This is a genomic window from Streptococcus sanguinis (assembly GCF_001078705.1).
GTDB classification, from domain to species: Bacteria; Bacillota; Bacilli; order Lactobacillales; family Streptococcaceae; genus Streptococcus; species Streptococcus sanguinis_D.
Genome location: NZ_CDMW01000001.1, coordinates 1,844,951 through 1,870,622 on the forward strand (window position 1 = coordinate 1,844,951; position 25,672 = coordinate 1,870,622).

Consider the following 25,672-nt stretch of genomic DNA (forward strand, 5'->3'; position numbering starts at 1 on the left):
CCTCGTTTATTTCACTGCGACTGTCTTTTTCAAACTCTCTGGGAAGGCCTTGTAAAGAGCAAATCCAACTGCTAAACCAAATGCATTCTGCATAAAATTACTTGAGATTTCGGCTAGGGCAGCCCCGACACTATTCATGATACTACCAAAGAGGGCATAGCCACCGACCATAGCCACCGCAGCCAAAACTAGCCCAAGGTAGCGTTTCTTGCCCTCCAAACCAGCAAAGAAACCTTGAAGTCCGTGGCAAATCAGACTGAAAATCATCCACTGAGGATAGCCGGCAATCATATCAATCAAAAAGCCTGAGAGTCCTCCGACAATAGCCGCTTCCTTGCGGCCAAAGTAGAAGGCTGTAAAATAAATCCCTGCATCCAGCAGTGTCAAAAAGCCTGTCGCCGTTGGGATTTTAAAAAAATTCCCCAAAACCACAGACAGTGCTGTGATGAAAGCTAAGATAACTAATTTTTTAACTTGATTATTTCTCATACTGAACTACCCCATATTGATCTGAGCGCTGAATCGCTCGGTAAACAAAATCTTTAGACAATTGAACTGCTGCAAGCGGAGACTTGCCGAGAAGCAGCTGACTGGCAATGCTGGAAGCAAATGTGCAGCCCGCTCCGGTATTGTTGCTGGCCAGCACTGGCGATTCCATGACCTCAAAATCTTGACCATCATAGTAAACATCCACTGCCCGCTCCTTGCTTAAGCGATTGCCGCCCTTAATCACCACATGCTTGGCTCCCAAATCATAGAGCTCCTTGGCTGCAGCCTGCGTATCCTCCAGAGTTTTGATTTCTTTTTGGGTCAATAGCTGAGCTTCTGCTAGATTTGGTGTGATGATACTGACATAAGGGAAAAACTTGATGATTTCTTCTCTCAGTGCACTGACTTCCAAGTCATGATTTTCCTTGCAAACCAGAACAGGATCCAGCACTACTGGTATATCCGCATGCTGCTTGACAAAAGCCAGAGCTTGCTCTGCTATTTCCAGATTGGGTAAAAGTCCTATCTTAATAGTAGAAAAAGGAATATCCTTGAGACTGGCTAACTGCTGGGCAAAAACCTCTTCCTCAACTGGAATGACCTCAAATCCCTTATCAGTCATAGCCGTCAGGCAAGTCACAGCTACGAAACCATGCAGGCCATTGACCGTATAGGTAGACAAATCAGCGTGCAGCCCGCCGCCGCTGAAAATATCATTGCCCGAAAGGGCTAAAATCAACTTATTCTTCATAACGAATCTCCTTTAGATAGAGGCCGTTTGGACCGGCTGTTGGTCCTGCCAGATGGCGGTCTTTCTCCGCTAAAATCCTCTGAATCTGCTCCACCGGCATGCGCTTGTTTCCAATCTTGAGCAGGGTCCCGACCATATTGCGGATCTGCTTGTAGAGAAAGCCATTGCCCGAAAAAGTAAAGACCAGAAATTTACGCTCTGCATCATAGCGAACCTTGGCCACGGTAATGGTCCGAACCTTGTCTTCCACGCTGGTTCCCGAAGCCGTAAATCCAGTAAAATCATGCGTCCCCTCTAACTGAGCAATCGCTTCTTCTATCAGACTCAGTTCCAAAGGATATGGATAATGCGTGGCATAATGGCGCATCATAGGATTTTTAGGCCGGCCGATGTCCACCAAAAATTCATAGGTCTTGCTGTGCTTATTGTAGCGAGAATGAAAATCGTCCGACACCTGCTCCACACTGATAAAATCAATATCTTCCGGCGTCTGTGTATCCAAGGCAAAACGCAATTTCTCTTCATCCCGCTCTTCTGGTAAATCAAAATGCAGCACCTGGCCCAGAGCATGGACGCCGCTGTCGGTTCGGCCCGCTCCATGAATCACCACAGGCTGGCCTTTATTGATACGGGTCAGGGTCTTTTCAATCTCTTCCTGAACGCTTCTGGCATGGGGCTGTCGCTGAAAACCAGCAAAGCCATAGCCATCATAGGAAATAATCGCTTTATAACGTGCCATGTGTTTATTTTAGCAGGAAAAAAAGCCCCCAGCAAGCCCTAAAAGCAGGAACTGTCCGGGGACAGATTTTTTTGAAAAATATCGTTTAAGAATCAGGGATTCTTTCTGTTCCGACTTGCCATTTTGCAACAAAACAACCCATCTGAATCAGACTGTCAGTGACAACACAAACAGAGCAAATTCAAATGGGTTATTGATTACATATTGCTAAAGGTCATTATTTGCAGCTACTCATGTAGGCAATTAAACACTTTTTCTTAGGAACCCCAAATGGAGTTTTCATCCATAAAGCTATTGGTGTTCTTGAGCAATTGTGTAAAGACAGCATACTTGAAGTCCTTGGTTGCCCGTTCATCGACACGAGACTTCTTCAGATCCTTGTCAACAGCTTCTGCAAAGCCAGCTTTCAGCTCTTCATAAGTGCTGTAGACTTTTCCGTTGACTGTCACTGGCTTAATTCCTAAGTTTTGAGCTTTCTCAGCAACTTGTCTGAAGTAAGCTTTCTTGAAGGCTTCCATGGTTTCAAATTCGCCTTCAGAAATTTGCTTGATGATAAAGTTGTCGCTCAAACCAGTCACACCTTGTTCATTGGCTGTCTTGCGGTGTTTATTGGAAGCATAGCTTACAAAGCCTTTTTCATAGCCATAGTAACCCCAAATTCTGAAGGTATTATGCTTGAACATCAAGGCTCCTGGCGCTCCAGTATTGTTTTGACCGCCACCATAGATACCCGTCATGAAGTCGATAGAAATGTAACTAGAGTCATAGTCAGCAGGATTATAAGTTCGATTGTCAACTGCACGGTTAGACAGCAAGCCTTGATCAACCAAGTCCTCTACAGATGAGACTGACATGGCCGCTTTCTCCTCTGCTGTCAACTCTCTCACGACGTCGTATTGGGTTCGAGGATCCACAACTTTCGGTTCAACCTTCTTGAACCATTTGGCTGCTGCTTCATTTCCTTTGGCAACAACGGCTTGTCCCTCAAGGTAATCCAGCAGCATGAGGGTATCATTATATCCCTTCATGTAATGGTCGATGTCTGCTCGGTTCTTGAAGAGACTTGGCGAGCTATTGAAAATGAGACTGCCATTATTTGGACGATCAAAGGCCATATTGAGACCCAAAGCACCCCAACCTGGCTGATCAGGAACAGGTGATTGGAGCAACCCTTGGGCATAGCCTTCTGGTCCGATACCTTGTCGTCTGCCATGTCCGCCCAGATAAATATCTCTGTCATTGACGTGGGTGAGCTCATGGGTAAAGACGGACACACCGTATTCTGTCAAGAGATCAAAGGCCTCGAAGTTCACACGGATTGAACCAGCAGCATGGGCACCGTAGCCATTTGACTTGTACCAGCCACCAGCTCTGCCGCCAACTAGGTTAAAGAACTCGCGGGATGGTGCATAAGGATTGCCCTTATTATCATTTCCATTGACATCAATCCAGCCACGTCCTTCTACATCGAAACCATCCCATACAGCCGTTACATTTTCCTTGACCATTCTGGACTTGATATCATCTGAGAGCAGTTTGTACCAAGTGTCTACGTGGTTTCTATGCTGGGTCGCTACTTCCTTGATGCGCGCATTAAATCGTTCATCAGACCATGACCGGCGCTTGTCTCTGTTGACAAAGGCCATGGTGCTATAGTTTGACAGAATGGCTAAGCGCGTATTCTTCAAGGTTAGCAGAGGAAGGATATAGTTGCTGAAGTACTCTGAGTTGAGGTTGTCAAAGACGCGATACTTAGCCGTCTTAATCTCCTCGACTTCTGACTGGCGTTCTTCAAACTGAATAAAGCCACGAGTCGCATCCTTGAACCAAGAATCCATATCCGCAAAGTCAGTCAGCAGGCGACGGTTGTAATCCAAGTAAGCGACCAATTCACTAGACTTGGACTCAGCCTTCAACTGACGTGCAAACATATTGACATTGTCTGCCCCTTTGAGTTGATTTTCTGTCGAACGACCAATCTTAATCAAGCGATCCAGCAATGGTACTTTTTCACCATAGAAATCTGGTTTGAAGAGTACCAGTTCCTTGAGGTTGTAGTCGCCAAATTTGAGATCGTAATAACGGTTGAGGTAGGTCAGACCGAGCATGATAGCCGTCTTATTCTCTTCGATTTTAGCTTTCAGAGCTTCGTTGGCTGCTGGATTGTCTGCATGGAATCTTGTCCATTCATTGGCCAATAGCTTACCAAGCATATCCTGCAAGTTGGCTTTCACCTCAGCCAGAGATTCATCCAAGAAGAGGCGCTTCACTTTGTTGACCTTGTCATTATCATTAGGCAGGCCAACAGAACGATAGACTTCATCACTGTACAGCTCAAAGCTCTTCAAGCTCTCTGTCAGCTGAGCCAGCAAGTCTTCTTTGACAGCCGTTGAGTGATTTGGAGTATAGACTGTACCAAGCTCTGCAATCTGATATTCTGGCAGAGCCGTCTGTTCAAATCGTGCTTGATTTTGAAGATTGTAGATGGTCTTGCTTCCGTCTGCAAAATGGACTAAGATCTTATCTGCATCCGTTCCGCCAGCAACAAACTGATTGCCCTTCAGGGCTTGAACAGATAGAACTTTCTTAGTCAACAGGTCGCCCGCCTTACCAGCATCCACCAGCTTGTTGGACTCATGAATCAAGAACTCTTGATTGTAGAAAGGCATAAAGCGTTCTAGGTTCTGATAAAGCTGTTCATTTTCTGCCTTGTAACCTGGCTTATCTTGATAAGTACTTGTTCTCAGGATAGCAGCATTTAGCTTCTCAGTTGTCACTTCATTTGCGCTGGCTTGCTCAAGAGCCGTGATCTGATAGCTCTTAACTTTTTGCTCAGCTTCTGCTTCTGTCAAGCGACGGAACTTGGCATCTTTACCTGTCTTGGTTCCAGAGCTTTGTCCCTGAACCCCAAAGAGGTTTTGGAGTTTTTGTCCCATCCAAGCATCGGTAATCTCATTATCTGAGCTAAAGAGCTCTTTACCGTTCACTACTGTGGCATAGCTGACAGTGTCATTGATGGTTCCATACGGCCAAATGGAAGCAGCGATACCAGCTGAATTTCTTGAGCCTGCATCCTCTAACTTACCTTTGGCAACTGATTGCATCAATTTGCCCCAATTCCCCCAGCCTGAACCTGAATAGTCAGTGAAGTTTTGAGCGACCAGCATACCTGCATTTTGGCCACTCTTGACCCAAATATCCGCTTCAACGTAGGCACGTTTCACCAAGGACATGGCGTTGGTTCCAGCGATACCGGCTGTGACAGAGTTTCCCCCCTTGGACTTAATCTGACCCTTAAAGGAAACATTTTCAACTCGAGATTGGCCTTCTATATTGTTAACCAGACCAGCAATATGGTCTCTTCCTTCCAAGTATCCTTGGACATTGACATTTTCGATTACTCCTTTATTCTTCAAACGAGCAGCAATTGTCGCAATTGTATCACCCGCTTGCGAATCTGGATAAACCATATTGACTCGCTTAAAGTCAATATCCTTGACCGTTCCGCCAGTAATCGTATCAAATAGAGGATGCGCTAAGTCTAAAATCGCATGGCGCTCACCATTTTGCCCACCAATCAACTGGCCTTTGAATTCACCTTGCAGGTAAGATTTGCTGTTGGCAGGTTTGTCAATCAGTTTGGCACTGATACTGCGGCCCAAAATAAAGGTTCCAGAAGGATCTTCCTTGATGCCGTCCAAAAGGTCTTGGAAGTCATAGTAGACATTTCCTTCACGCTTCTTAGCCTTTTCCAGATAGAAATCAAAGCTGTTTTGAAGACCAGTTGCGCTTCTTTGCAGCAAGTCTGGCAGCTGAGCCTGGATCTTAAAGACAGGCTGGTTATTAACTACCACTTCCTCAATAGAGGTAACCGGCAGGACAGTATCCTTGAACTGGTCTGATGTAAAGTGCAGGTAATATTGGTCCAGATTTGCTGGTTTTTCAGCCAGAGTAGGCATCAATTTTGTCTGGCCATTCTCAACCTTCATCAAGGAGACATTAGTAATGGACTTGAGCTCCACCTTCTTCAAGTCAAGCTGGACTGTCTCTTGAGCTAATTCCTGACTTTCAGGCCCATTTCCTAAGTCATAGGACAGAGTCGTCTCAATCTTATACGTTGTATAGTAGTCCAAACCACTGAAGCTAGCAGTCAGCTGGCCTGCCGCCAAATTCTGCTCTGCTATCAGCTGGCCATCTTTCTTCAGACGAACATAAGCACTAGTAAAGGCTTGATCCCTGTCCGTCAGCTGGTATTGGACCTGAACTGATTTCTGCAATTCATCCTTCTTAACCGCTGAAACAGTTAGAGTCGGCGCTGCTTTAAGGGCCAATAAGTCTGCTAAAGCCTGCTTGAGTTGGTTGACACCCGCATCTACTTCATCTTGACTCGACGAAGTTTGATAAACTGTCGTAGCCATATTCTTAATTGCCTGCAATTGCTGATAGGATTGATTCGTGTAAACTGCTGGATCCACAGCCGCTGCTAAAGCTAGCTGCTTGCTCAATTCTTCTTTATTGATGCGAGCCTTGCTACCACGAGTGACCACTGTATCAACTGCTTCATGCAAGATTCTTTCAGTAGTTTGTGGCTCCGATATGCGATTACCGTCCAAGACTTCATAGCTGGTTACAATTTCTTTTTGTCCTGGAGTTCCATCAACAGTGGTCTCTTCATCAAGATACTTGCTATCATCTGTCTTGTTGACAACTTGAGGCTCAATCGTTTCCAACTTGATGTCTGTATGCAGACTAGGTTGTTCTGGCTGAACTGTCGACTCGCCGTTAACGCCGCCAGTGTATTCTGGGAGGCCTGACTGGACCGGAGCTGGGTCACTAACTGTAGCTACTGGAGCATCATAGACTGGATTGTCTGCTTGAACTACTGACTCGCCGTTAACGCCGCCAGTGTACTCTGGCAAAGCTGGCTCAACTGGGGCTATGTCACCAACTGTACCAATTGGCGCATCATAGACTGGATTGTCCGCTTGAACTGTCGATCCGCCGTTAACACCACCAGTATATTCTGGTAGAGTTGGCTCGACTGGAGCTGTATCTCCTGCTGTGCCTACTGGGGCAGTGTAGTCTGGATTCTCCACTTGAACTAGTGATTCACCATTAACACTGCCCATGTATTCTGGGAGGGCCGGCTCAACCGGGGCTGTATCTCCTGCCGTGCCTTCCGAAATTGTATAGCTAGGATTGTCCGCTTGAACTAGCGATTCGCCATTAACGCCGCCCGTGTACTCTGGCAAAGCTGGCTCTTGTAAGCTTTCCCCTTTTGCCGTCTCTATAGTTGGATTGGATGGCTGAGGAGCTGGAAGCTTCCCTGACTGTCCTGAATCATTTGCAGCAGGGTTCAGCTGATACAGCACCCCTCCCTGAGCAGCTCGATCAATAGAATCAGAATCCTCTTTTGCAGCTTCTGATAATTCTGCTTGTCCTCTAGCTTCTTGGCCAGCTGATAAGGAGGCCGGCTTGGTTCCTGTCAAAGCCAGCAAATCAGAAGCGGTAAAGTAACCGATATAGTTATAGCCAGCAATGGTCACATCCGCTTCAGAAACTGTTGACGAAACCGCAACTTGACGGTTATAGGAAAGCAATTCTCGATTTTCTAGCGCAAACGCTTGAGGAGACTGTAATACAGTCTGTCCAAAGCTTCCTAGCAAAAGCACTCCTAGTAACTTACCAGATTTCTTTCGTGAGAAAACCATGACAGCCAAAATAGCCGTTCCCGCAAATAAGCCGAGAAGCGGCTGACCGTTATTTCCTGTACTCGGCAAGACAGCTTGCCCATCTTGCTTCCGATAAATCAGGTAATAATTTTCCCCTGTTTGCAGATTTTCAGGCAGACCTTTCTTAATCAGACCTTTTTCCTGCTCTGTTAGCTCTTGCTCTTCAACATAAGTATAGTGAGCAGTCGCACCGCCTCCTACTTCATCTGCAGCAACAGTCGAACTGGACAAAGAGCTCCCAAAAATCAGAGCTGCAATGGCAACTGAGCCCACACCGACAGACAATTTGCGAATCGAATATTTCTGAATTCGCTCCTGCACTTTTTCAAAACGTTTCACTTTATAAATCCCCTTTTTCCTAAAATGTATAAAGCTAATCTCCAATTATCTCTCTAGCCAACTCCCCAGCAGGCTAAAAAGATGCGTTTTATACATATAGTATTATCATATATCTTTTAGGAAATTTTTACAATAGATTTTACTTAAAAAAACAATTAATTTTTGTAAAAGTAAATAGAGAAAATCTCTTTACGCTTTTTATTGTGAATTTTTTTGATTAAAAGGCTGGTCAAAGTGGCTCTTTCCCTTGACTGCATGCGCTCAATGCCCTTCTAGAAAACATAAAAAGAACAGCATTAGGCTGCTCCTTTTCATATTATTGCAAATCTTCCAAGGCATCTTTCATTTTGTCGAAGAAGCCTTTTTTCTTAGGATTGACTGAGATATTGCCAGCTTCCGCAAATTCTTTGAGGGCCGCTTTTTGACGGTCGTTGAGGCCAGTCGGCGTCACAACATTGACAGTAACATATTGGTCACCCATGCTTCCACCGCGCAGACTCGGTGCTCCCTTACCTCGCAGGCGGAAACGCTTGCCAGTCTGTGTTCCTTCTGGGATATTCAGCTCAACATCCCCGTGAACAGTTGGGATATCCACACTGTCACCAAGAGCAGCTTGGACAAAGTTGAGATTGAGCTTGTAGTAAATGGTAGAGCCATCTCGCTCAAACTTATCACTCGGCTCAACTTGGACCACGACATAAAGGTCACCATAAGGGCCGCCATTAAAGCCTGCTTCACCTTGACCAGACAGACGGACCTGCTGACCAGTTTCCACACCAGCAGGGATTTTCACCTTAACGCTGTGAGCCTGTTTTTCATGCCCCGTTCCATGACAAGTTTCACAAGGATTTTTGATTTCTTTTCCTCGACCGTGACAGACATCACAGGTCACTTGCCGACGCATCATGCCAAGCGGTGTCTGGGTATCAACATTGATGACGCCTGATCCATGACAGCGGCCACAGGTAACAGGACTAGTCCCTGGCTTGGCACCAGACCCAGCACAGGTATGACAGGTCGCTTCGCGGTTATACTTGATTTCCTTCTCAGTCCCGAAAATGGCTTCTTCAAAGCGGAGATTCACACGATACTGAAGATCGTCCCCTTGGCGCGGAGCATTAGGATTACGCGAAGCACCGCCACCAAAGAAGCTAGAGAAGATGTCTTCGAAGCCGCCAAAGCCGGAACCATCAAAGCCACCGAAGCCGCCTGCACCGCCGCCAAAGCCACCATTAGCTCCCGCAGCACCGTATTGATCATAGGCTGCCCGCTTTTGCTCGTCACTCAACGTTTCATAAGCCTCTTGGACTTCTTTATATTTGTCCTCCGCCCCAGCTTCCTTATTAATATCGGGGTGGTACTTTTTAGATAATTTCCGATAGGCTCTCTTAATCTCATCCTGAGAAGCATTCTTAGAGACACCTAGACGGTCATAATATTCTGTATTGTTCATATAAGATACCAAGACCGTAAAATTCGACTGAAAAATAGGAAATCAGGCAACGGAGCGATGCTCCTAGGCTGATTTCTCTTTTTTCCAAGAATTTAGGTCGGGTTCAGTTCCTTTCTTTTATATTGAGTTAGAATTTTTGGAACCCGTGTTCAGTTGCGAACACCCATGTTCCTTTCTTTAAATTTTAGAAAATATTGATCAGAGGGTATTTTCAAATTCATGCTTCATTTCAGCAAACTCTTCTTCTGATAAAGTGAATATCAAATCCTCTTCCGAATACTGATTCCGTTCTTTAAAATAGTTGTCAGCATTATCTACCAAATCTAGACTAAGAAGCACTTTTCTCGCAAACGCTTGATGTGCAAAACCAATAGCTGTAATGATGTTCTTATCTTGCAGAACAGCTTGAGCTTTGAAATTTCTCCTAGGAAGAAATTCAAAATAGTCAAAGAAGTTTTGCCAAATCCCACCAGTAAATTTAGTATCCTTCAATAAACCTACTTTCGCCAATAAAATCGGCGCTGAGGAAATAGCTGCAATTAAAACTTCTTGTTGCTTCAAACTCCTTAGGAAAGAAATCAATTTTTCATCATGCAAAGCAGGGATAATATTTATCATTCCTGGCAAAATGACACAAGAATAGTCTTCGATGACTACTTCATCCAGTGTTCTAGTAGGTTGACAGGCTAATCCATCTTCCGATCTTATAACATTTCTATATGAACCAGCATAATCAACCTCAACACCAAAAGATAGAGCTAAAGTACTGGTCAGACTAACTACTTCACAAAGTGAAAAATTAGGATAAATTAAACAGAGCACTTTCTTCATAAGCGTCACCCTCTAGTTTAGCGAAAAACAGAGGCTGGGTTGCAACCTCTGGATTTCTTATCATGTATTTTCTAAAAAATAGAATAATCTTTGCAAATTAATACTTCTGATTCTTTTCTTTTTGTTATCAAGATAAATAAGTTCCAATATAAATAATACAGTCAGAATACCCGCAACTAGCAGCGAGCCAACCTCATTATCAACTCCTATAGTAACTGCAGCAACATAGACAGCAACAGAAGGAAATAGAATTGAGAAAACTATATTAGTTACTAGTTCTATATTTACTTGATTGGTTCTTTTTTCAGAAAAAACCACCTCTTTATACTCATCCAATAAATCAGATGGAATGTTTTTAATGAAATCCTTTGCTTCTTCCAAATCATCAGCTTTTTTGCAAAAATCTTTATAAACTCGTTTTGTATCTTTTAGATACTCTTTAGTCAATACATTCATTCTTACTTCTCAGTAAACTCTCCGTCTACGACATCGTCGTCTGCTTTAGTTGAGCTCGCGTTTTCAGCTCCTTCTGCTCCCGCTTGGGCTTGTTGAGCTGCTGCAGCTTGCTCATAGAGTTTCACTGCCAGCGCTTGAGCTTTTTCGTTAAGAGCTTCCAATTTCGCTTTCATGTCGTCCAAGTTATTGTCTTCTTGCGCTTTCTTAAGTTCATCAAGAGCAGCTTGGGCAGCGTCACGTTCTGTGTCGAAGCCTTTGCCTTCAGTTTCCTTGATAGTCTTTTCAGTCGCAAAGATAGCTTGGTCAACTTCGTTACGCAGATCAACTTCTTCCTTACGTTTCTTATCTGCTTCAGCATTTGCTTCTGCATCCTTCATCATGCGGTCGATTTCTTCATCAGTCAGGCCGCTGTTAGATTGGATGACAATGTGTTGTTCTTTTTGAGTTCCAAGGTCTTTAGCCTTAACAGATACGATACCGTTCTTGTCGATGTCAAATGTTACTTCGATTTGAGGGATTCCACGAGGAGCAGCTGGAATATCTGTCAATTGGAAACGTCCCAGAGTCTTGTTATCTGCTGCCATTGGACGTTCACCTTGAAGAACATGGATATCAACGGCTGGTTGGTTGTCTGCTGCAGTAGAGAAGACTTGTGATTTAGAAGTTGGAATCGTTGTGTTGCGGTCAATCAACTTAGTGAAGACGCCACCCATTGTTTCGATACCAAGTGACAATGGTGTTACGTCAAGAAGGACAACGTCTTTGACATCACCAGTGATAACACCACCTTGGATAGCAGCACCCATGGCAACAACTTCATCAGGGTTAACTGATTTGTTTGGTTCTTTACCAGTTTCAGCCTTAACAGCTTCTACAACAGCCGGGATACGAGTTGAACCACCAACCAAGATTACTTCGTCGATTTCTGACAAGCTCAAGCCTGCGTCAGAAAGAGCACGGCGAACTGGTTCTTTAGTGCGCTCTACCAAGTCACGAGTCAAATCATCGAATTTGGCACGAGTCAGAGTCATTTCCAAGTGGAGAGGTCCAGCTTCGCCAGCTGTGATAAACGGCAAGCTGATTTGAGTAGAAGTCACACCTGAAAGGTCTTTCTTAGCCTTTTCAGCTGCATCTTTCAAACGTTGAAGCGCCATCTTGTCATTTGACAAGTCGATGCCGTTCTCTTTCTTGAACTCAGCTACCATGTGGTCGATAATCTTTTGGTCAAAGTCGTCACCACCGAGTTTGTTGTCACCAGCAGTTGCCAATACATCAAAGACACCATCACCCAACTCAAGGATTGAAACGTCAAAGGTACCACCACCCAAGTCAAAGACCAAGATCTTTTCTTCTTTATCTTGTTTGTCAAGACCGTAAGCAAGAGCTGCTGCAGTTGGTTCGTTGACGATACGTTCTACTTCAAGACCAGCGATTTTACCAGCATCTTTAGTCGCTTGACGTTGTGCGTCGTTAAAGTAAGCTGGTACTGTGATAACCGCTTTGCTGACTTTTTCACCAAGGTACTCTTCTGCATAGCCTTTCAAGTATTGCAGAATCATAGCTGAGATTTCTTGCGGAGTGTATTCTTTGCCGTTAGCAGCTACTTTTTCAGATGTTCCCATTTTTGATTTGATGGAAATGATTGTATCTGGATTTGTTACTGCTTGACGTTTTGCCGCATCACCAACGATGATTTCACCATTTTTGAATGACACTACAGATGGTGTTGTGCGATTTCCTTCTGGGTTTGCAATGATTTTGCTTTCAGTTCCTTCAAGAACTGCAACTGCTGAGTTTGTTGTACCTAAGTCAATACCGATAATTTTAGACATATTTTTACCTCTTTTTACTTTAATTTATTTTCAATACTCTTTGGTTCGCTTCACTCGTTAGAAGCAAAGCTGAACGAATGTTTTCTTCCTTCATAGTTTATTGTCGTTTCGGACAAGATTTTTCAAGTTTTCTAGCCTAGTTATAGACCACTACCATTGCTGGGCGCAGGATACGGTCATGAAGTTTGTAGCCTTTTTGGAAGACCTGCGCTATAGTGTCAGCTGGGTGCTCATCATCAGCTGGAACGGTTTGAATGGCCATGTGATAGTTATGGTCAAAAGTTCCGTCAGCTGGGATTTCTTCGATACCCTCTTCTTTGAGAGCATGAATCAAGCTTTCCTGCACCATTTCCAGTCCTTTTTTGACTTCGTCTGTCAGCCCTTCAACGGCAAGCGCACGCTCCAGATTATCTATCGAAGGCAAGATAGCCTTTGCCAGGTCTTGGCTGCGGTATCTTTGCAGCTGCTGGCGTTCTTCATTTGCTCGACGCTGGATGTTTTGCATTTCTGCATGAGCGCGGAGATATTTGTTTTCAAAATCTTCTGCCCGCTCATTGGCTAATTCTAATTCTGATTTTTCAGGGCTTGCTGATTCAGCTTGCTCAGCTGTTTCTACAGCTTCCTCTTTTACTTCCACATCTTCTAGATGTTCTTCTTGCTTATGTTTTGCCACAAGGCACCTCCTTTTTAGGAATATTTCTATTATATTTAATGGACTTCATAGTGATTGCTGCTCAGATAGCGGTAGAAGTCGGTTAGTTTCATAGTCAGCACGCGGTTAACGACATTCATCTGACTGACCAGCCGTTGGTAGTCAAGATTGACCGGACCGACAACTGCTAGCACTCCAAAGCCTCGATAAGGAATCAAGAATTTGCTGGAAATTAGTGTCAAATCAGCCAAACAGCTTTCTCTACTGTCTGCCACGCGCACGCTTTGCATCTGATCTTCGGCCAAGCTGTCGCGAATCTCAAAAGCTACTTTCTGCGGGTCATCAAAAAACTGATAAGCCGTCAGGTCTGAGAATTCCAAGAGCTGAACCTTGCCAGACAGAATCACATTTTCCTTGAAAATATCACCAAAGATATGCTCAAAGAGCTGGATGACATTGTCCGTCGTAGTGAAATAGCGCTGGATAATCTGCGGAATTTCTGTCCGAATCTTGTAATGGATATCCAAGACTGTCTGTCCCAAGAACCGCTCACGTACCAGGCCTTTAAGCCTATCCAGGTCTTCTCTTAGGAAGTTGCGCGGAATCATAAACTGACTGGTAATGGTATTGGACTCATCCAGGGTGAAGACTGCCAGAGCCGTGTGCTGACTGAGCACAACGATGTCAAAAGCTGTCAAACGCTGCCGACTGGGTTCTACATCCAGTGCAACAACCGTGCATCCACTGAGCTTGGTCAAAAGGTCTGCTGCCTGTTGAAGAATGTCCTCCAAGTTGAAAAACTCATGGTCAAAGGCTTTGATAACCTCATAAAGTTCATTCTCAGCGAGACGATCAAAGGACAGAGAATGCTTGACAAAGTACTGAAAACCAGCCACGCTAGGCTTACGGCCGCTGGACGTATGCGCCTTTTCCAGAAGCCCCTGCTTTTCCAAAGCCGCCATATCATTACGGATGGTAGCACTACTGGAATTGATGGAATCCTGCAAGGCTTTGGAGCCTACCGGCTCGTGGGTCTTGGTAAAGATATCAATAATCAAATTCAAAATCTCATTTTGACGCTCCGTGACCACGGCATCACCTCCAATCAAGATTCTGCTGTCGATTAGCACTCAATCACCTCGAGTGCTAACTCATGATTCTATTATACACTCTTCCACACCAAAGTCAAGACAAAAACTCAAAAAATTAGCACTCTTTTTGCAAGAGTGCTAAAAATCGGTCTAGCGACCTAGATTAGTCGTCCAAGATTTGCAAACGGTGCATCAAATAGAAAGAAAGTCCTGCAAAAAGAAGCAGCCAAACTAGCAGAGCCAAAAATTCTCCGCTCCATAAATGGAAATGAGACCAATCTTTCATATAGCTAGTAAATAGGCCCATAAAGCTATAACGCAGCACCTTAAATAAATCCTCGCTCATATTTGAAAACATAGGAATAAATGCCGCCAAGAGCATGGCTGGAACACTAAGGGATTGTGCCATGACCTGATTTTTACAAAACAGACCAACCATTAAAAAGAAGAAAATTAAGACCAGCATGGTCAATAAGAGAACCAAACCATAGCTGAATACATGATTAGAAAGCTTAGCTCCCACCAAAATTGGGGTAATAACAATATAAAAGATCCCAATAATCGATGGCCAGATTAAGGCTGAGAGAATGTATTGACCAGCTGTCACACCAGCCAAGCGCAAACTTTGCAAATTACGTTTTTCTCTTTCCTCAGCTAGGATGATGATGATAGGTGTTCCAACAGACATGGCTAGAGAGAAAGGCAGGGAGATCGTAAGCAACATAGTAGCTAGTTTATCCGCGCCAATTTCCTTACCAGCTCCATTCAGAGAAAAAATAAATTTATAGAGAAAAATGAGGAAAATCGGCATAAAAACCTGCAATAGAATACTTTTATTAGCTAGCGTCACTTGACCTCTCAGCCAAATCATACCTTTTAATTTATTAGACATTTAAGGTACCTCCTGTCAACGTGATGAAAACATCTTCCAAAGTTGGTTCGCAGGAATGAATACTGATAACATTGGCCAAATCCATGCCTCCTTGCAGTTCTTCAAAAGCCACCGTCTTAGTCGTCAAATCTTCATATTCTAAACGAACCTTCTTATCTGTATTGTACTTTTGGATTATCTCATGCGGACTGCCCACTTCGACTAATTTTCCTTTACTGAGCAAGGCCAAGCGATCACACAAAAGAGTAGCTTCCTGCATATCATGGGTTGTCAGAAAAATAGTTGTCCCCTGCGCTTTTAGTTCCAGCAGCAATTCGTGAATGGTGCGAGAGGTTGACGGATCCAAACCACTGGTTGGCTCATCCAAGAAGAGCAATTTAGGTCGATTAATCAAGGCACGCACCATTAACATGCGCTGCTTCATACCCGTAGATAGTTTTTCAGCCACCTTGTTGCGACTATCATAAAGCCCCACTTTTCGGAGAAGTTCATCGACTTCTGTCATATTAACACCAAAGAGCATAGCATAAGCCTTGAGATTCTTATAAAGTGACATCTTTTCATAAAAACCGCTGCCATCGCTGACAATCCCAATCTGCTCCAGCACTTCTGCCTTTAAATTCTCAACCGGTGCAGACAGCACATGAGCTGTTCCAGCATCTGCAGACAACTGACCAGTCAAGATATTGATAGTCGTCGTTTTACCAGATCCAGATGGTCCTAGGAAGCCAAAAATTTCTCCCTCTTGTATGGAAAAATCGATTCTTGCCAAGGCTTCTTGTTCCTTGAACTTCTTTTTCAAGCCTTGCACTTCAATAATGGTCTTTTTCATTGTTTTTCCTCGCTTTCATAACCATATTTACCAAAACCGCAATCAGTCTTTCAGTTCCTGCCTCATTTTCCAAAAACGCAAGGCAATATGGACCAATTGACAGAACAGAATGAGCAATATGACACAATCTATTGCTAAGATTGACTTGAATAATAGACTTGCTTTCAAACTCTTCTGGAAAATATCTAGAATGAGATAGGTAGTGACACACAAAACTATGATGGCTGGCAAAAACCGCCATATAAGCAAACGCTTGACCATCTCTAGCTTAGACCATGCGTCATTATAGATTTCAAGATCGCTGTCTGCATCAATCTGAGAAAACTGCTTGCGGAAATAAGAAAATTGATTAAAGTTTGTAATATGCTCCCAGCCACAATCCTCAAATAGTTGATAATAGGATTCTTGCTCCGCCTTCTTTATGGGTCGAAAATCTAATTGATAGGCCACTTCCTGAGGCGGACAGGCTTCAAAAGTATAGCGAACCGCAACAAGAAAGGGAGAATAACTTACTTTTTTCAATTTCCAGCCTTGGCTATGCATTTTTTTAAAATAAGCTGCTTCTCTGTCATAGTCTGCAATGGTAAAGATTTTATAGACAATTCTCTTTTCCATCAAACTTCCTCCTTACTATTGCGGTAAAGGCGCTCAATCCGCTGGATTTCCAACTCTAAAATCTGTCTTCCAAGCTCCGTGATAGAATAGAGTTTTCTCTTTTCTTCCTCACGAACAAAGGCAATCAGACCATCTTTTTCCATCTTTGCCAAGGTTCCGTACATGGTTCCCGGGCTGATGGATAGCTGTCCTTCTGTCAGCTCCTTGACTTTTTGAGTAATACTGTAGCCATGCCTCTCTTGTTGAAGACAGAAGAGGATATAAAAACCTGTCTCTGTCATTGGCACATAGACTCTCCTAAGCTTTTCTGTCAATCCACTCATTTTTTCATCTCACTTTCACCTCGATATATCGAACCTTGATATAAAAATTATATCGCAGTCCGATATAGTTGTCAAGGATTTATAAATATTTTTACAGAAAGTGATTCATTTTTATCTTTCAATACTTGTAGTTGATTTAATCAGAAGCTAAAAGGATTAGAGACCTGCCTCCTGATAAATCAGCATAAAAAAAGCCAGGAAAACCTGACTTATTTTTTTATTTACCCGCTGACTTAAGCAGGGCAATATATTCTTCCAGAACCAGATTGTGCTTCTGCATATATTGGGCATTCTCCACACCGACATAGCGGTAATGCCAATTCTCAAAATCAACTCCAGTAACGTCACTCTTGCCATCCGGATAGCGAAGGACAAAGCCATATTGCGGAGTTAGCTCAGCAATCTTGGCTGCCAGTTCATCCTCCTGACCTTCTGGGACACTCATATCAATAGCCAAGCCCGTTTGATGCTCGCTGGCTCCTGGAAGCTGCACTTGCTTCAGCACGATGCTGACTGCTTCTTCATTTGACAGGCCTTTGGCGACTTCCCCAGCAACTTTTTCGTTATAGAGTTCTTCCTGCTCCGCTCGGCTGCGATAGCCAGAGATTAGAGTTTCTTCAGGAGCTATCGCTTGGGCTGCAGCTAAGAACTGCCGAGTATTTTCAGCAATGCGGCTATCAACCTGGATCTCTCCAATCTGAGTCAGATCAGGTGTCTTCTCTTCTTGCTGGTTGTCACGATTGACTAAAATCAAATTCCAGTCAGTAGAAGAAACCTTGGGCAAATCAGACTGCGAACTCTCTGAGCTAGAAGAGCCCTTCGTAGCAGAACTGCTAGACGAACCCGAAAACTGAATCTTTGCAAGCAGATCTTGTAACAAGGACGGACGGAAATAAATCGCCGTTCCTCCAGCCGCCAGACACAAGACGATTAACAACAAAAATGTTAACCCAATCTTCTTAGACTTCGATTTTCTCTTTTCTCTGCGATGTTTAGCGCGTTTCAACTTCTTCCTCCATTACTTTGGCACCGACCTCTCGATAAGACATGTCTCCGACGCAAGCTACTGTGAATTTACCGTCTTCATAGTCTATAACCGTCACACTGCCATTGTCCAAACCATGAGGCCGAGTTCGATTGATTAGATAGACAAAGGTTCCGATGGTCATGCCGTGGCTGACGACAAGAGCATTGCCACCGCCAGCAGCTTCCAGCTCCTCAGCTATGGCTGAAAAACCTTCCCAGATTCGGCCGCTGAGCTTTTCCCAGTTTTCCGCCCAGCCAGCTGTATCGACTTCGACAAGACCTTCTGCTAGCTCAGCATAGCTAAGCTGATGGACATGCTCAATATTGAAAACCCGGGGCATCACACCCATAAAGAGCTCTCCATCATAACCACCATCAAAACTGCCAAAGCACCATTCGCGAATCCGTTTGTCAAAGGTATAAGGAATCTGTCCTGTCAAACCCAGCTCCTCTAGAATAATGCCCATGGTCTGAATAGTCCGGCCGCTGTCGCTGGAACGGGCCAATTTGAAATCAAGCCCAGCTTCTCTCAAGCCAATGCCCAACTCATGAATGCCACGTTCCCCAACTTCAGTCAATGGGGTATCAGACCAGCCTTGAGCCCGGCCGATAGTATTAAACATGGTTTTGCCATGACGAACCAAGTATAATCTTGTTTTTGCCATTTCATTTCCTCCGTTATTCTTTTCATATTATACCATTTTATGAAGAAATTGGCGCCATCTGGCTTTCAAAGCAAAAAGCAAGAGTCTCAAAACTCCTGCTCATTCTTGATTTTCTCGGTCTAATATGGCTGCGCCGACCTGACGGTAAGACACATCTCCCAGAGCTTGAATGCTGAAGCGACCATTTTCATACTCCAGCACTGTGACACTGCCATTATCGACATTAGGATTTTTCGTGATATTCTCATCAACCAGATAAGCCAAGGTACCAATGGTCATACTGTGGCTGACGACCAGAGCATTGCCGCCGCCAGCAGCTTCCAGCTGCTCAGCTATGGCTGAAAAACCTTCCCAGATTCGGCCGCTGAGCTTTTCCCAGTTTTCCGCCCAGCCAGCCGTATCCACTTCTACCAGACCATTCGCCAAATCAGGCCAACTGAGTTCCTTGTAATTATCCGTCTTAAGAACTCGTGGGATAACGCCATGAAAGAGCTCACCCCCATAAGCACCATCAAAACTGCCAAAGCACCACTCCCGGATGCGCTTGTCATAGCGATAGGGAATCCGGCCAGTCAAACCCAGCTCCTCTAGGATAATCCCCATGGTCTGAATGGTCCGGCCGCTATCACTGGAAAAGGCTTTGACAAAAGGCAAGCCCGACTCTTGCAATCCGATACCCAGCTCACGAATACCGCGCTCACCTTTGGCAGTCAGCGGGGTATCAGACCAGCCCTGAGCCCGGCCAATAGTATTGAACATGGTCTTACCATGACGGATAACATAGAGTCTTGTTTTTGACATATTTTACCTCTTTTATTTTTCCTTTGTTTATTATAGTATAGACCTTCGTATTCTTTAGATAAAGAAGAGGGTGAACTCAGTTTCCCACTATGATAGACAGCTGCTCACTGTGAAGTCAGCATCTAATCAACTATAGAGACTTAATATGAACTTTGACGGCACTGACACATCCAAGAACAATGTACAGATAATGGAGCCAATAATTAAGACCAAACTGTCCGGATAAAGCGGCTTTATTAATAGCGATAATAGCTTGCAAAACATGGCTTTCTCCTTGGTAAAAAGAATTGGCATAACCGATTTGAACAGCTAAAAAGCTCATCGTTAAAGTAAAAAAGAAACTTGCCACAATTCCTAAAACAGAAATTCCTTTGACAAACTTTTCATAGCAAGCAATGCTAAATAGCAGTGTAAAACCTGATATGAAGCCCATGGCCAAGGATGCACCTGTCAAGAAAAAGACCAGGCATGCACCAAGCAAGCTAGTCAAGAAAGCTCCGAAAATCCCCAGGAAATAATGTATTTTCTGCGGACTTCGATGAGGAAGAGGGCGCTTTGTCACCTTATCCTGTGAGATGGAAATCATCCGCTCATAGCTAGATGGCGTGAGAAAGAGCCAATCTCCTTTGAACTGATACAGGTCGACCTCTCCGGTTTCACCGGTTTTTTCACAGGCGCTAACCAACCCTTGCTCCTCAAAGTAGCGGGTGCAGTCTTCGATAGCCTCCTCCAAAATATCCGGCAGCAGATCCCGATCCTGATCAGCTAAAATCTGACAGGCTAGGCTATAGCCAGCTCTCTCAAAATCAATCAAGACCTCGGAATCGTTGATTAGAGATTCCAAGGTATCTCGACCAATATAGCCCTGCTCACATCTGACTGAAAAGAAAATCGCAAATTCGTCGCCATCCGTTATGGTCTCTAGATAAAAAGCATAATCCCTTCTACGGCCATATATAATGCCGCTCTCTTTATCAAAATCCAAACCTAAATCAAGGGCCAGCTCAGCTAGCTCTCTTTTATTCATAACCTAAACAATCTCCTTATAATCCCCTACATTTCAAGCATCCAGCTAGACTCAATTCCGCAAACTCCTACTGGGAAACTGAATAGCTGTCCTTTATAATGCTTTCTTAAAAGCTGTTTCAAATCTAGCTTTTTAATTTTTAAAGCTGTGAATGGGAGCTGGAATTTGACCACCCCGCGCGATAAAGGCCGCTGACGAAGCCTGATTGACCTTCATGACCGGAGCTATTCCCAAGAGCCCGCCAAATTCAATCATATCGCCTTCCTTGCCCTTCGGAATAATCCGCACAGCTGTCGTCTTTTGATTGATAACACCAATCGCCGCTTCATCCGCAATCATGGCTGCGATGGTTTCAGCAGGTGTCGCTTCTGGAATGGCAATCATATCCAAACCTACCGAGCAGATAGCTGTCATAGCTTCCAACTTTTCTAAATTAAGCGAGCCATTTTGCACAGCCGCAATCATGCCCTCATCTTCTGAAACAGGAATGAAAGCACCAGACAGACCACCAACCTGATTGCAGGCCATGACACCGCCTTTTTTGACCTGGTCATTGAGCAGGGCAAGGGCCGCTGTCGTGCCATGAGTGCCAACTGTTTCCAAGCCCATTTCTTCCAAGACACGGGCCACTGAGTCTCCGACTGCCGGTGTTGGAGCCAGACTCAAGTCAACAATCCCGAACTTAACGCCCAGACGCTCGCTGGCCATCTGACCGACCAACTGACCGATACGGGTGATTTTGAAGGCCGTTTTCTTGACTGTTTCAGCGACCACGTCAAAGCTCTCACCACGCACCTTTTCCAAGGCCCGCTTGACAACACCTGGCCCAGAAACACCGACATTGATGACCACATCTGCTTCACCGACACCAGGAAAAGCGCCCGCCATGAAAGGATTGTCCTCTACCGCATTGGCAAAAACGACCAGCTTGGCCGCCCCCATTTCAGAAAGCCGGGCCGTTTCCTTAATAATCCTCCCCATATCCGCCACTGCCGTCATATTGATGCCGGTCTTGGTTGAGCCGATATTGACAGAGGAGCAGACCTTGTCCGTCTCAGCCAAAGCACGTGGAATGGAATTAATGAGGATTTCATCGCCTTTTTGATAGCCCTTTTGAACCAAGGCCGAGAAACCACCGATAAAGTCAACACCGATTTCCTTAGCCGCCTTGTCTAAAGCCTTGGCCAGAGGCACGTATTCACTGCTGTCTGTCGCTGCCCCAATCAGCGAAATCGGAGTCACTGAGACCCGCTTATTGACGATGGGAATCCCAAGCTCGGCAGCAATTTCATCCCCAACTGCCACCAGATCTTTTGCTTTGGTCGTGATTTTTTGGTAAATCTTCTCCGCCGCCCGATCAATATCTGTGTCGATACAGTCCAAGAGTGAAATGCCCATGGTGATGGTCCGAATATCAAAATTCTGCTCCTCAATCATGGCAATGGTTTCTGTTACTTGTCTAATATCCATCCTTCACTCCTTAGATATTGTACATGGCATCAAAAATGGCTGCGCTTTGAATGTTGATTTTGACATTGAGCTCTTGTCCGAAAGCTTCAAACTCATTACGAAGGGCCGTAAAATCTTGCTTTTCATCGCTTGACACCAAGGCCATCATGGTAAAATATTCCTCCAAAACAGTTTGGGAAATATCGTCAATATTCAGCCCCAGCTCCGCAATCTTGGTGGAAACTCCGGCTACAATCCCTGTTTTATCTTTTCCGACAACGGTAATAATTGCTTTCATGCTTGGCTCCAATCATTTTAGTTTGTCTCATTGTAGCATAAATTCGAGGATTTTGTATACTATTTCAGAAAATAAAGACAGAAGGTTCGGATATTACAAATAGCACTTGAAACAAGGAAGATTCTCCTACACTCAGCAATTCACCTTAGAGACTATTTTGGGCAACTTTGTATGTTTATTCTGTTTTTATTTGAAAGCGCTTTCGATATTTGTTATACTAAATATAGAATATTTTACACAAAGGAGATTTCCTAATGAACGATTCATACAAGAAGCGTCTCTATACTCAGGCTTTAAGTTTATCAGCCGCTGTATTGATGGCTGTCTTAGCTCAGGGCAAGGCCGCAGCTGACCAGCAGAACAGCACCGACTCACAGCCTGCCACCAATCAGGTAGAGGCTGTAACTCCTGCGACAGAAGCTGCTCAAGCTGCTCCAAATCAGACAGGAGAAAAAGAGCAGACTCCTACTCCTGCAGCGGACAATCCAGCTGTCTCTGCAGCAGCTCAAACAAGGGCAGCTGCTTCTGAAGAAGCCAAGACACAGCTGGCTGACAGCACTGTCTATATGTCCGAGCCTGCAGAGGTCAAGGAAACCGTCCAAGGACAGGCTTCTCAGGCGGGCAAGCTGACCTGGACTCTGGACAATAAACCGATTGCCGACTGGAAAACCTGGAACATGGACAGCGGCACCTTTACCGGCCAACCCTTTGTCACAATTGAGGAAAAGGCCGACGGGAACGACCTTCATCTGAATCTGCAGTTTCAAAAGCTTTTCGGAGACGATCTCAGCCTGCGCTCTCCCAACAATATCCGCCGGACCTATCGAAACTTCATTGGCAGCCATGAATTGGTCGGTACGAGTCAGGACTTAGGACTGACCATTCGTAAAAATATCATCTTGCGCCCTTACGAAGACTTCCACAGCCATGAGGAGATGCTGGCATCTATCGAAAAGAGCAGACAGGATGCCAAAACCGATCGCTTGGTACAGATTGAGGATATCGGAAAGAGCGCTCAGGGTCGTGATATCAAGCTGGGTATCATTAGTTCCGACCAAAAGAGCATTGACGACTATCTCAATACAACCAATCCTCAGGCCTTGACAAAACCAGCTGAAATGCTGGCAGCTCTCAAAAATGGCAATCTGGACTACAAACTGCCTATCCTCATCAACAATACCCACGCTGATGAACAGCCTGGGATTGATATTATCACAGGTCTCTTTAAGACCTTTGCGACCAAAGACCAAGTCAGCTTCAAAACAAGTGCTGCCGATGGTTCTGAAAAACTTGTCACTCTCAACATCCAAGACTTGCTGAAGAAGTTTATTTTCCTCTTTGACTTTACGGAAAACCCTGACGGCGATGTCCTCAACACGCGGGCTCTGGCCAATGGCCTTGACCCCAACCGAGATACTGGCTACCAAGCCAATCCTGAAACCCGCACCGTTGCTGGATTGATTAACAAATGGAACCCAATTGCCCTCTATGATATCCACGGCTTTGTCAAGGAATTCCTGATTGAGCCAGCAACCCCGCCGCATGATCCTAACTTTGAATATGACCTTTTGGCAGACCTCATGCTGGACAATGCCCATCATATGGGGCGGGCCGGCGTTGCCAATTCTGGCTACGACAAATACATCATTCCAAAACTCGACTGGGGAGACGGATGGGACGATTCCTTCTCCGGCTACACAGCGGTTTATTCTATGTACCATGGCATTCTGGGACATACCATTGAAATTCCCGAGGGCAATCAAGAGTCCTACAAGGCTGGATACTATGTAGTCCTAGGCGGTCTGGACTATCTCGCTCAGAACCCAGATAAGCTCATGGAAATGCGCCTCAACTTCTACCTGCGTGGTATTAATAAGATCGAAGATCCTAAGGCAGAAAATGAGCTCGTCGGACCAGGTGGCCAGGTTGTAGGCCGGATTAAAAAAGGCCAGGAAAAATTCTTCCCAGACTACTATGTCATCCCGATGGGTCTGGACAAGGAGAACGATACCCAAGAAGCCTTTAATATGATTGACTATTTCAAGCGCAACGGTGTGCTTGTCAAAGAACTCAAAGAAGACAGCGGCAACTATAAAAAAGGTGATCTGGTTGTCGATATGGCGCAAGCTAAGCGTGGCTATGCCAATCATGTCCTCTACAAAGGCTCAAATGAATCTAAGTGGGCAGCTATGTATGCAGAGTTAGTCGTCAACTTCCCTGATATGAAAGGCTTTAAAGCTCAGCCAGTCTTTGGCGACAAGCTCTTTGAAGGCAAGCTAGGAGAGGTGACAGCCCTCCGTGCTGCCCGTACTAGCCAGGTTGACAATAAAGCGCCTTATTATGTCATTGCCAATACGTCTGAAAGTGCCGTTAAGGCCGTCAATCAAGCTCTTGCAGAAGGAAAAAAGGTTTATCTGACAGATGACGGCTATATTGTTGATACTCCGACCTTTACCAGCCTTCTGGATCGCTATGCCATTTACGGTGATGCCCTCTATAAGATTCCACAGGGACCAACTCTGAAGCCTCTCAAGGTCTACGCACCACCGCATCAATTTTCATGGGCAGGCGTGGACGCTCCAGCACATACTGCCTTAGCTCTGAAGAATATGGGCTTTGAAATCGTCGATCGCCCAGAAGATGCTGACGTCATCGTCCTTGAAAGCAACAACTATGACAAGTCTCTTGTCGGACTCAAGCCAACTATCGTTGTCGGAGGCTCTGCTATGCAGCGCTTGGAAAAATTAGGAATCCTAGACGGCTTCGACGCTGAACGCTTCAAGAACGGCAGTGACTATGAAGGACTGATGAAGGCTATTATCCAAGACCAAGACCCGCTGACCAGCGGCTACAAGAAGGATGGACTCTTTTACTCCAACTCTGGTAACTGGATTGCTAAGATTCCTGCCAACTTTAGAACTCTTGCCAGCATTGCCGGAAGTGACTTCTATATCGCTGGCTGGTGGCCTGGCAATGAGCAACTAGCCAACAAAGTCGTAGCCATTGCTGGTACCTATAACGAGAAGCCTCTCTTTGTCTATGCTGGCAATCCGACCAATCGGCTTCACCCTGTTCATTTCTACCGCTGGATTTCCAATGCTATCTTTGGCAGCCAGTTGGCCGAGCTGACTGACCTCCCGAGTCCTACGACACCTGATCCAACCTATCAAGCGCCAAGTCAGACTGTCCTTGACTGGAAGCCTGCTACAGTGAATCCACCGGCTCAAACGGTAGTCTTGACCTACAACAATCAGACTCTACCAGAGACCGGAAGCCAAGAAACAAGTGCTAGCTTCGCTCTAGCTGGACTTCTGGTTGCTGGAGCAGCTGGACTCTTCCTCTTAAAGAAAAAGGAAGACTAATACTTAAAAATACACCT

At 44.9% G+C, this 25,672-nt stretch carries 21 protein-coding genes; 1 reads left to right on the forward strand and 20 read right to left on the reverse strand.

Annotated elements, in window-relative coordinates; genetic code table 11:
• Nucleotides 1-6: 6 nt before the first annotated feature.
• The 20 genes from SSV_RS09315 to SSV_RS09410 all read right to left on the reverse strand — a co-directional run bounded on the left by SSV_RS09315 (nt 7) and on the right by SSV_RS09410 (nt 22,293).
• Nucleotides 7-489: an ECF transporter S component gene (locus tag SSV_RS09315; RefSeq protein WP_072074570.1), complete on the reverse strand. Its 483-nt coding sequence runs from the start codon at nt 487-489 to the stop codon at nt 7-9.
• A complete protein-coding gene (locus SSV_RS09320) occupies nt 479-1,240 on the reverse strand; it encodes a bifunctional hydroxymethylpyrimidine kinase/phosphomethylpyrimidine kinase (RefSeq protein ID WP_072074571.1) in 762 nt (253 codons plus the stop codon). Before SSV_RS09320 ends, SSV_RS09315 begins: the two co-directional genes overlap by 11 nt.
• Nucleotides 1,230-1,979, reverse strand: a complete 750-nt coding sequence (gene truA / locus SSV_RS09325) for a tRNA pseudouridine(38-40) synthase TruA (protein WP_072074572.1) — start codon at nt 1,977-1,979, stop codon at nt 1,230-1,232. The genes SSV_RS09320 and truA overlap by 11 nt, the downstream gene beginning before the upstream one ends.
• Nucleotides 1,980-2,236: 257 nt before the next feature.
• Nucleotides 2,237-8,050 (reverse strand): ZmpA/ZmpB/ZmpC family metallo-endopeptidase, encoded by a 5,814-nt coding sequence (locus SSV_RS09330; RefSeq protein ID WP_072074573.1) that lies wholly within the window; start codon nt 8,048-8,050, stop codon nt 2,237-2,239.
• A gap of 316 nt (nt 8,051-8,366) precedes the next feature.
• Nucleotides 8,367-9,503 (reverse strand): molecular chaperone DnaJ, encoded by a 1,137-nt coding sequence (dnaJ, locus tag SSV_RS09335; RefSeq protein WP_072074574.1) that lies wholly within the window; start codon nt 9,501-9,503, stop codon nt 8,367-8,369.
• 198 nt (nt 9,504-9,701) lie between these two features.
• On the reverse strand, nt 9,702-10,334 hold the full coding sequence (locus SSV_RS09340; protein WP_072074575.1) for a DJ-1/PfpI family protein: 633 nt from the start codon (nt 10,332-10,334) through the stop codon (nt 9,702-9,704).
• A gap of 60 nt (nt 10,335-10,394) precedes the next feature.
• Nucleotides 10,395-10,790 carry a hypothetical protein gene (locus SSV_RS12115; RefSeq protein ID WP_072074576.1) on the reverse strand — a complete coding sequence of 132 codons (396 nt, stop codon included), beginning with the start codon at nt 10,788-10,790 and terminating at the stop codon, nt 10,395-10,397.
• A gap of 2 nt (nt 10,791-10,792) precedes the next feature.
• Nucleotides 10,793-12,622, reverse strand: a complete 1,830-nt coding sequence (gene dnaK, locus SSV_RS09350; protein WP_072074577.1) for a molecular chaperone DnaK — start codon at nt 12,620-12,622, stop codon at nt 10,793-10,795.
• A gap of 136 nt (nt 12,623-12,758) precedes the next feature.
• Entirely contained in the window at nt 12,759-13,295 is a 537-nt protein-coding gene (gene grpE, locus SSV_RS09355; protein WP_072074578.1) for a nucleotide exchange factor GrpE, read from the reverse strand.
• A 35-nt stretch (nt 13,296-13,330) separates the two neighbouring features.
• Nucleotides 13,331-14,365: a heat-inducible transcriptional repressor HrcA gene (gene hrcA / locus SSV_RS09360; protein WP_042763211.1), complete on the reverse strand. Its 1,035-nt coding sequence runs from the start codon at nt 14,363-14,365 to the stop codon at nt 13,331-13,333.
• A 163-nt stretch (nt 14,366-14,528) separates the two neighbouring features.
• Nucleotides 14,529-15,257: an ABC transporter permease gene (locus SSV_RS09365; protein WP_072074579.1), complete on the reverse strand. Its 729-nt coding sequence runs from the start codon at nt 15,255-15,257 to the stop codon at nt 14,529-14,531.
• Nucleotides 15,250-16,089: an ABC transporter ATP-binding protein gene (locus tag SSV_RS09370; RefSeq protein ID WP_072074580.1), complete on the reverse strand. Its 840-nt coding sequence runs from the start codon at nt 16,087-16,089 to the stop codon at nt 15,250-15,252. The genes SSV_RS09365 and SSV_RS09370 overlap by 8 nt, the downstream gene beginning before the upstream one ends.
• A 42-nt stretch (nt 16,090-16,131) precedes the next feature.
• Nucleotides 16,132-16,704: a DUF2812 domain-containing protein gene (locus SSV_RS09375; RefSeq protein ID WP_072074581.1), complete on the reverse strand. Its 573-nt coding sequence runs from the start codon at nt 16,702-16,704 to the stop codon at nt 16,132-16,134.
• Nucleotides 16,704-17,027 carry a PadR family transcriptional regulator gene (locus SSV_RS09380; protein WP_072074582.1) on the reverse strand — a complete coding sequence of 108 codons (324 nt, stop codon included), beginning with the start codon at nt 17,025-17,027 and terminating at the stop codon, nt 16,704-16,706. Before SSV_RS09380 ends, SSV_RS09375 begins: the two co-directional genes overlap by 1 nt.
• Nucleotides 17,028-17,244: 217 nt before the next feature.
• Nucleotides 17,245-18,033 (reverse strand): M15 family metallopeptidase, encoded by a 789-nt coding sequence (locus SSV_RS09385; protein ID WP_072074583.1) that lies wholly within the window; start codon nt 18,031-18,033, stop codon nt 17,245-17,247.
• Nucleotides 18,020-18,718 carry a histidine phosphatase family protein gene (locus tag SSV_RS09390; protein WP_072074584.1) on the reverse strand — a complete coding sequence of 233 codons (699 nt, stop codon included), beginning with the start codon at nt 18,716-18,718 and terminating at the stop codon, nt 18,020-18,022. The genes SSV_RS09385 and SSV_RS09390 overlap by 14 nt, the downstream gene beginning before the upstream one ends.
• Before the next feature lie 99 nt (nt 18,719-18,817).
• Nucleotides 18,818-19,519 carry a histidine phosphatase family protein gene (locus SSV_RS09395; protein ID WP_072074585.1) on the reverse strand — a complete coding sequence of 234 codons (702 nt, stop codon included), beginning with the start codon at nt 19,517-19,519 and terminating at the stop codon, nt 18,818-18,820.
• A 130-nt stretch (nt 19,520-19,649) separates the two neighbouring features.
• Nucleotides 19,650-20,546: a hypothetical protein gene (locus SSV_RS09400; protein ID WP_072074586.1), complete on the reverse strand. Its 897-nt coding sequence runs from the start codon at nt 20,544-20,546 to the stop codon at nt 19,650-19,652.
• Between the two features lie 132 nt (nt 20,547-20,678).
• Entirely contained in the window at nt 20,679-22,016 is a 1,338-nt protein-coding gene (locus tag SSV_RS09405) for a PFL family protein (protein WP_072074587.1), read from the reverse strand.
• Between the two features lie 10 nt (nt 22,017-22,026).
• A complete protein-coding gene (locus tag SSV_RS09410) occupies nt 22,027-22,293 on the reverse strand; it encodes an ACT domain-containing protein (RefSeq protein WP_002893729.1) in 267 nt (88 codons plus the stop codon).
• Nucleotides 22,294-22,547: 254 nt separating this feature from the next.
• On the opposite strand from SSV_RS09410, the gene SSV_RS09415 reads away from it, so the two are divergent.
• Nucleotides 22,548-25,655: an LPXTG-anchored zinc carboxypeptidase gene (locus SSV_RS09415; protein WP_072074588.1), complete on the forward strand. Its 3,108-nt coding sequence runs from the start codon at nt 22,548-22,550 to the stop codon at nt 25,653-25,655.
• The last annotated feature ends 17 nt before the right edge of the window (nt 25,656-25,672 follow it).

Bases quoted from the DNA above. Each gene is read 5' to 3' on its own strand.
- SSV_RS09315 (WP_072074570.1), bottom strand. From the start codon at position 489: ATGAGAAATAATCAAGTTAAAAAATTAGTTATCTTAGCTTTCATCACA.
- SSV_RS09320 (WP_072074571.1), bottom strand. From the start codon at position 1,240: ATGAAGAATAAGTTGATTTTAGCCCTTTCGGGCAATGATATTTTCAGC.
- truA (WP_072074572.1), bottom strand. From the start codon at position 1,979: ATGGCACGTTATAAAGCGATTATTTCCTATGATGGCTATGGCTTTGCT.
- dnaJ (WP_072074574.1), bottom strand. From the start codon at position 9,503: ATGAACAATACAGAATATTATGACCGTCTAGGTGTCTCTAAGAATGCT.
- SSV_RS09340 (WP_072074575.1), bottom strand. From the start codon at position 10,334: ATGAAGAAAGTGCTCTGTTTAATTTATCCTAATTTTTCACTTTGTGAA.
- SSV_RS12115 (WP_072074576.1), bottom strand. From the start codon at position 10,790: ATGAATGTATTGACTAAAGAGTATCTAAAAGATACAAAACGAGTTTAT.
- dnaK (WP_072074577.1), bottom strand. From the start codon at position 12,622: ATGTCTAAAATTATCGGTATTGACTTAGGTACAACAAACTCAGCAGTT.
- SSV_RS09365 (WP_072074579.1), bottom strand. From the start codon at position 15,257: ATGTCTAATAAATTAAAAGGTATGATTTGGCTGAGAGGTCAAGTGACG.
- SSV_RS09370 (WP_072074580.1), bottom strand. From the start codon at position 16,089: ATGAAAAAGACCATTATTGAAGTGCAAGGCTTGAAAAAGAAGTTCAAG.
- SSV_RS09375 (WP_072074581.1), bottom strand. From the start codon at position 16,704: ATGGAAAAGAGAATTGTCTATAAAATCTTTACCATTGCAGACTATGAC.
- SSV_RS09380 (WP_072074582.1), bottom strand. From the start codon at position 17,027: ATGAGTGGATTGACAGAAAAGCTTAGGAGAGTCTATGTGCCAATGACA.
- SSV_RS09390 (WP_072074584.1), bottom strand. From the start codon at position 18,718: ATGGCAAAAACAAGATTATACTTGGTTCGTCATGGCAAAACCATGTTT.
- SSV_RS09395 (WP_072074585.1), bottom strand. From the start codon at position 19,519: ATGTCAAAAACAAGACTCTATGTTATCCGTCATGGTAAGACCATGTTC.
- SSV_RS09400 (WP_072074586.1), bottom strand. From the start codon at position 20,546: ATGAATAAAAGAGAGCTAGCTGAGCTGGCCCTTGATTTAGGTTTGGAT.
- SSV_RS09405 (WP_072074587.1), bottom strand. From the start codon at position 22,016: ATGGATATTAGACAAGTAACAGAAACCATTGCCATGATTGAGGAGCAG.
- SSV_RS09410 (WP_002893729.1), bottom strand. From the start codon at position 22,293: ATGAAAGCAATTATTACCGTTGTCGGAAAAGATAAAACAGGGATTGTA.
- SSV_RS09415 (WP_072074588.1), top strand. From the start codon at position 22,548: ATGAACGATTCATACAAGAAGCGTCTCTATACTCAGGCTTTAAGTTTA.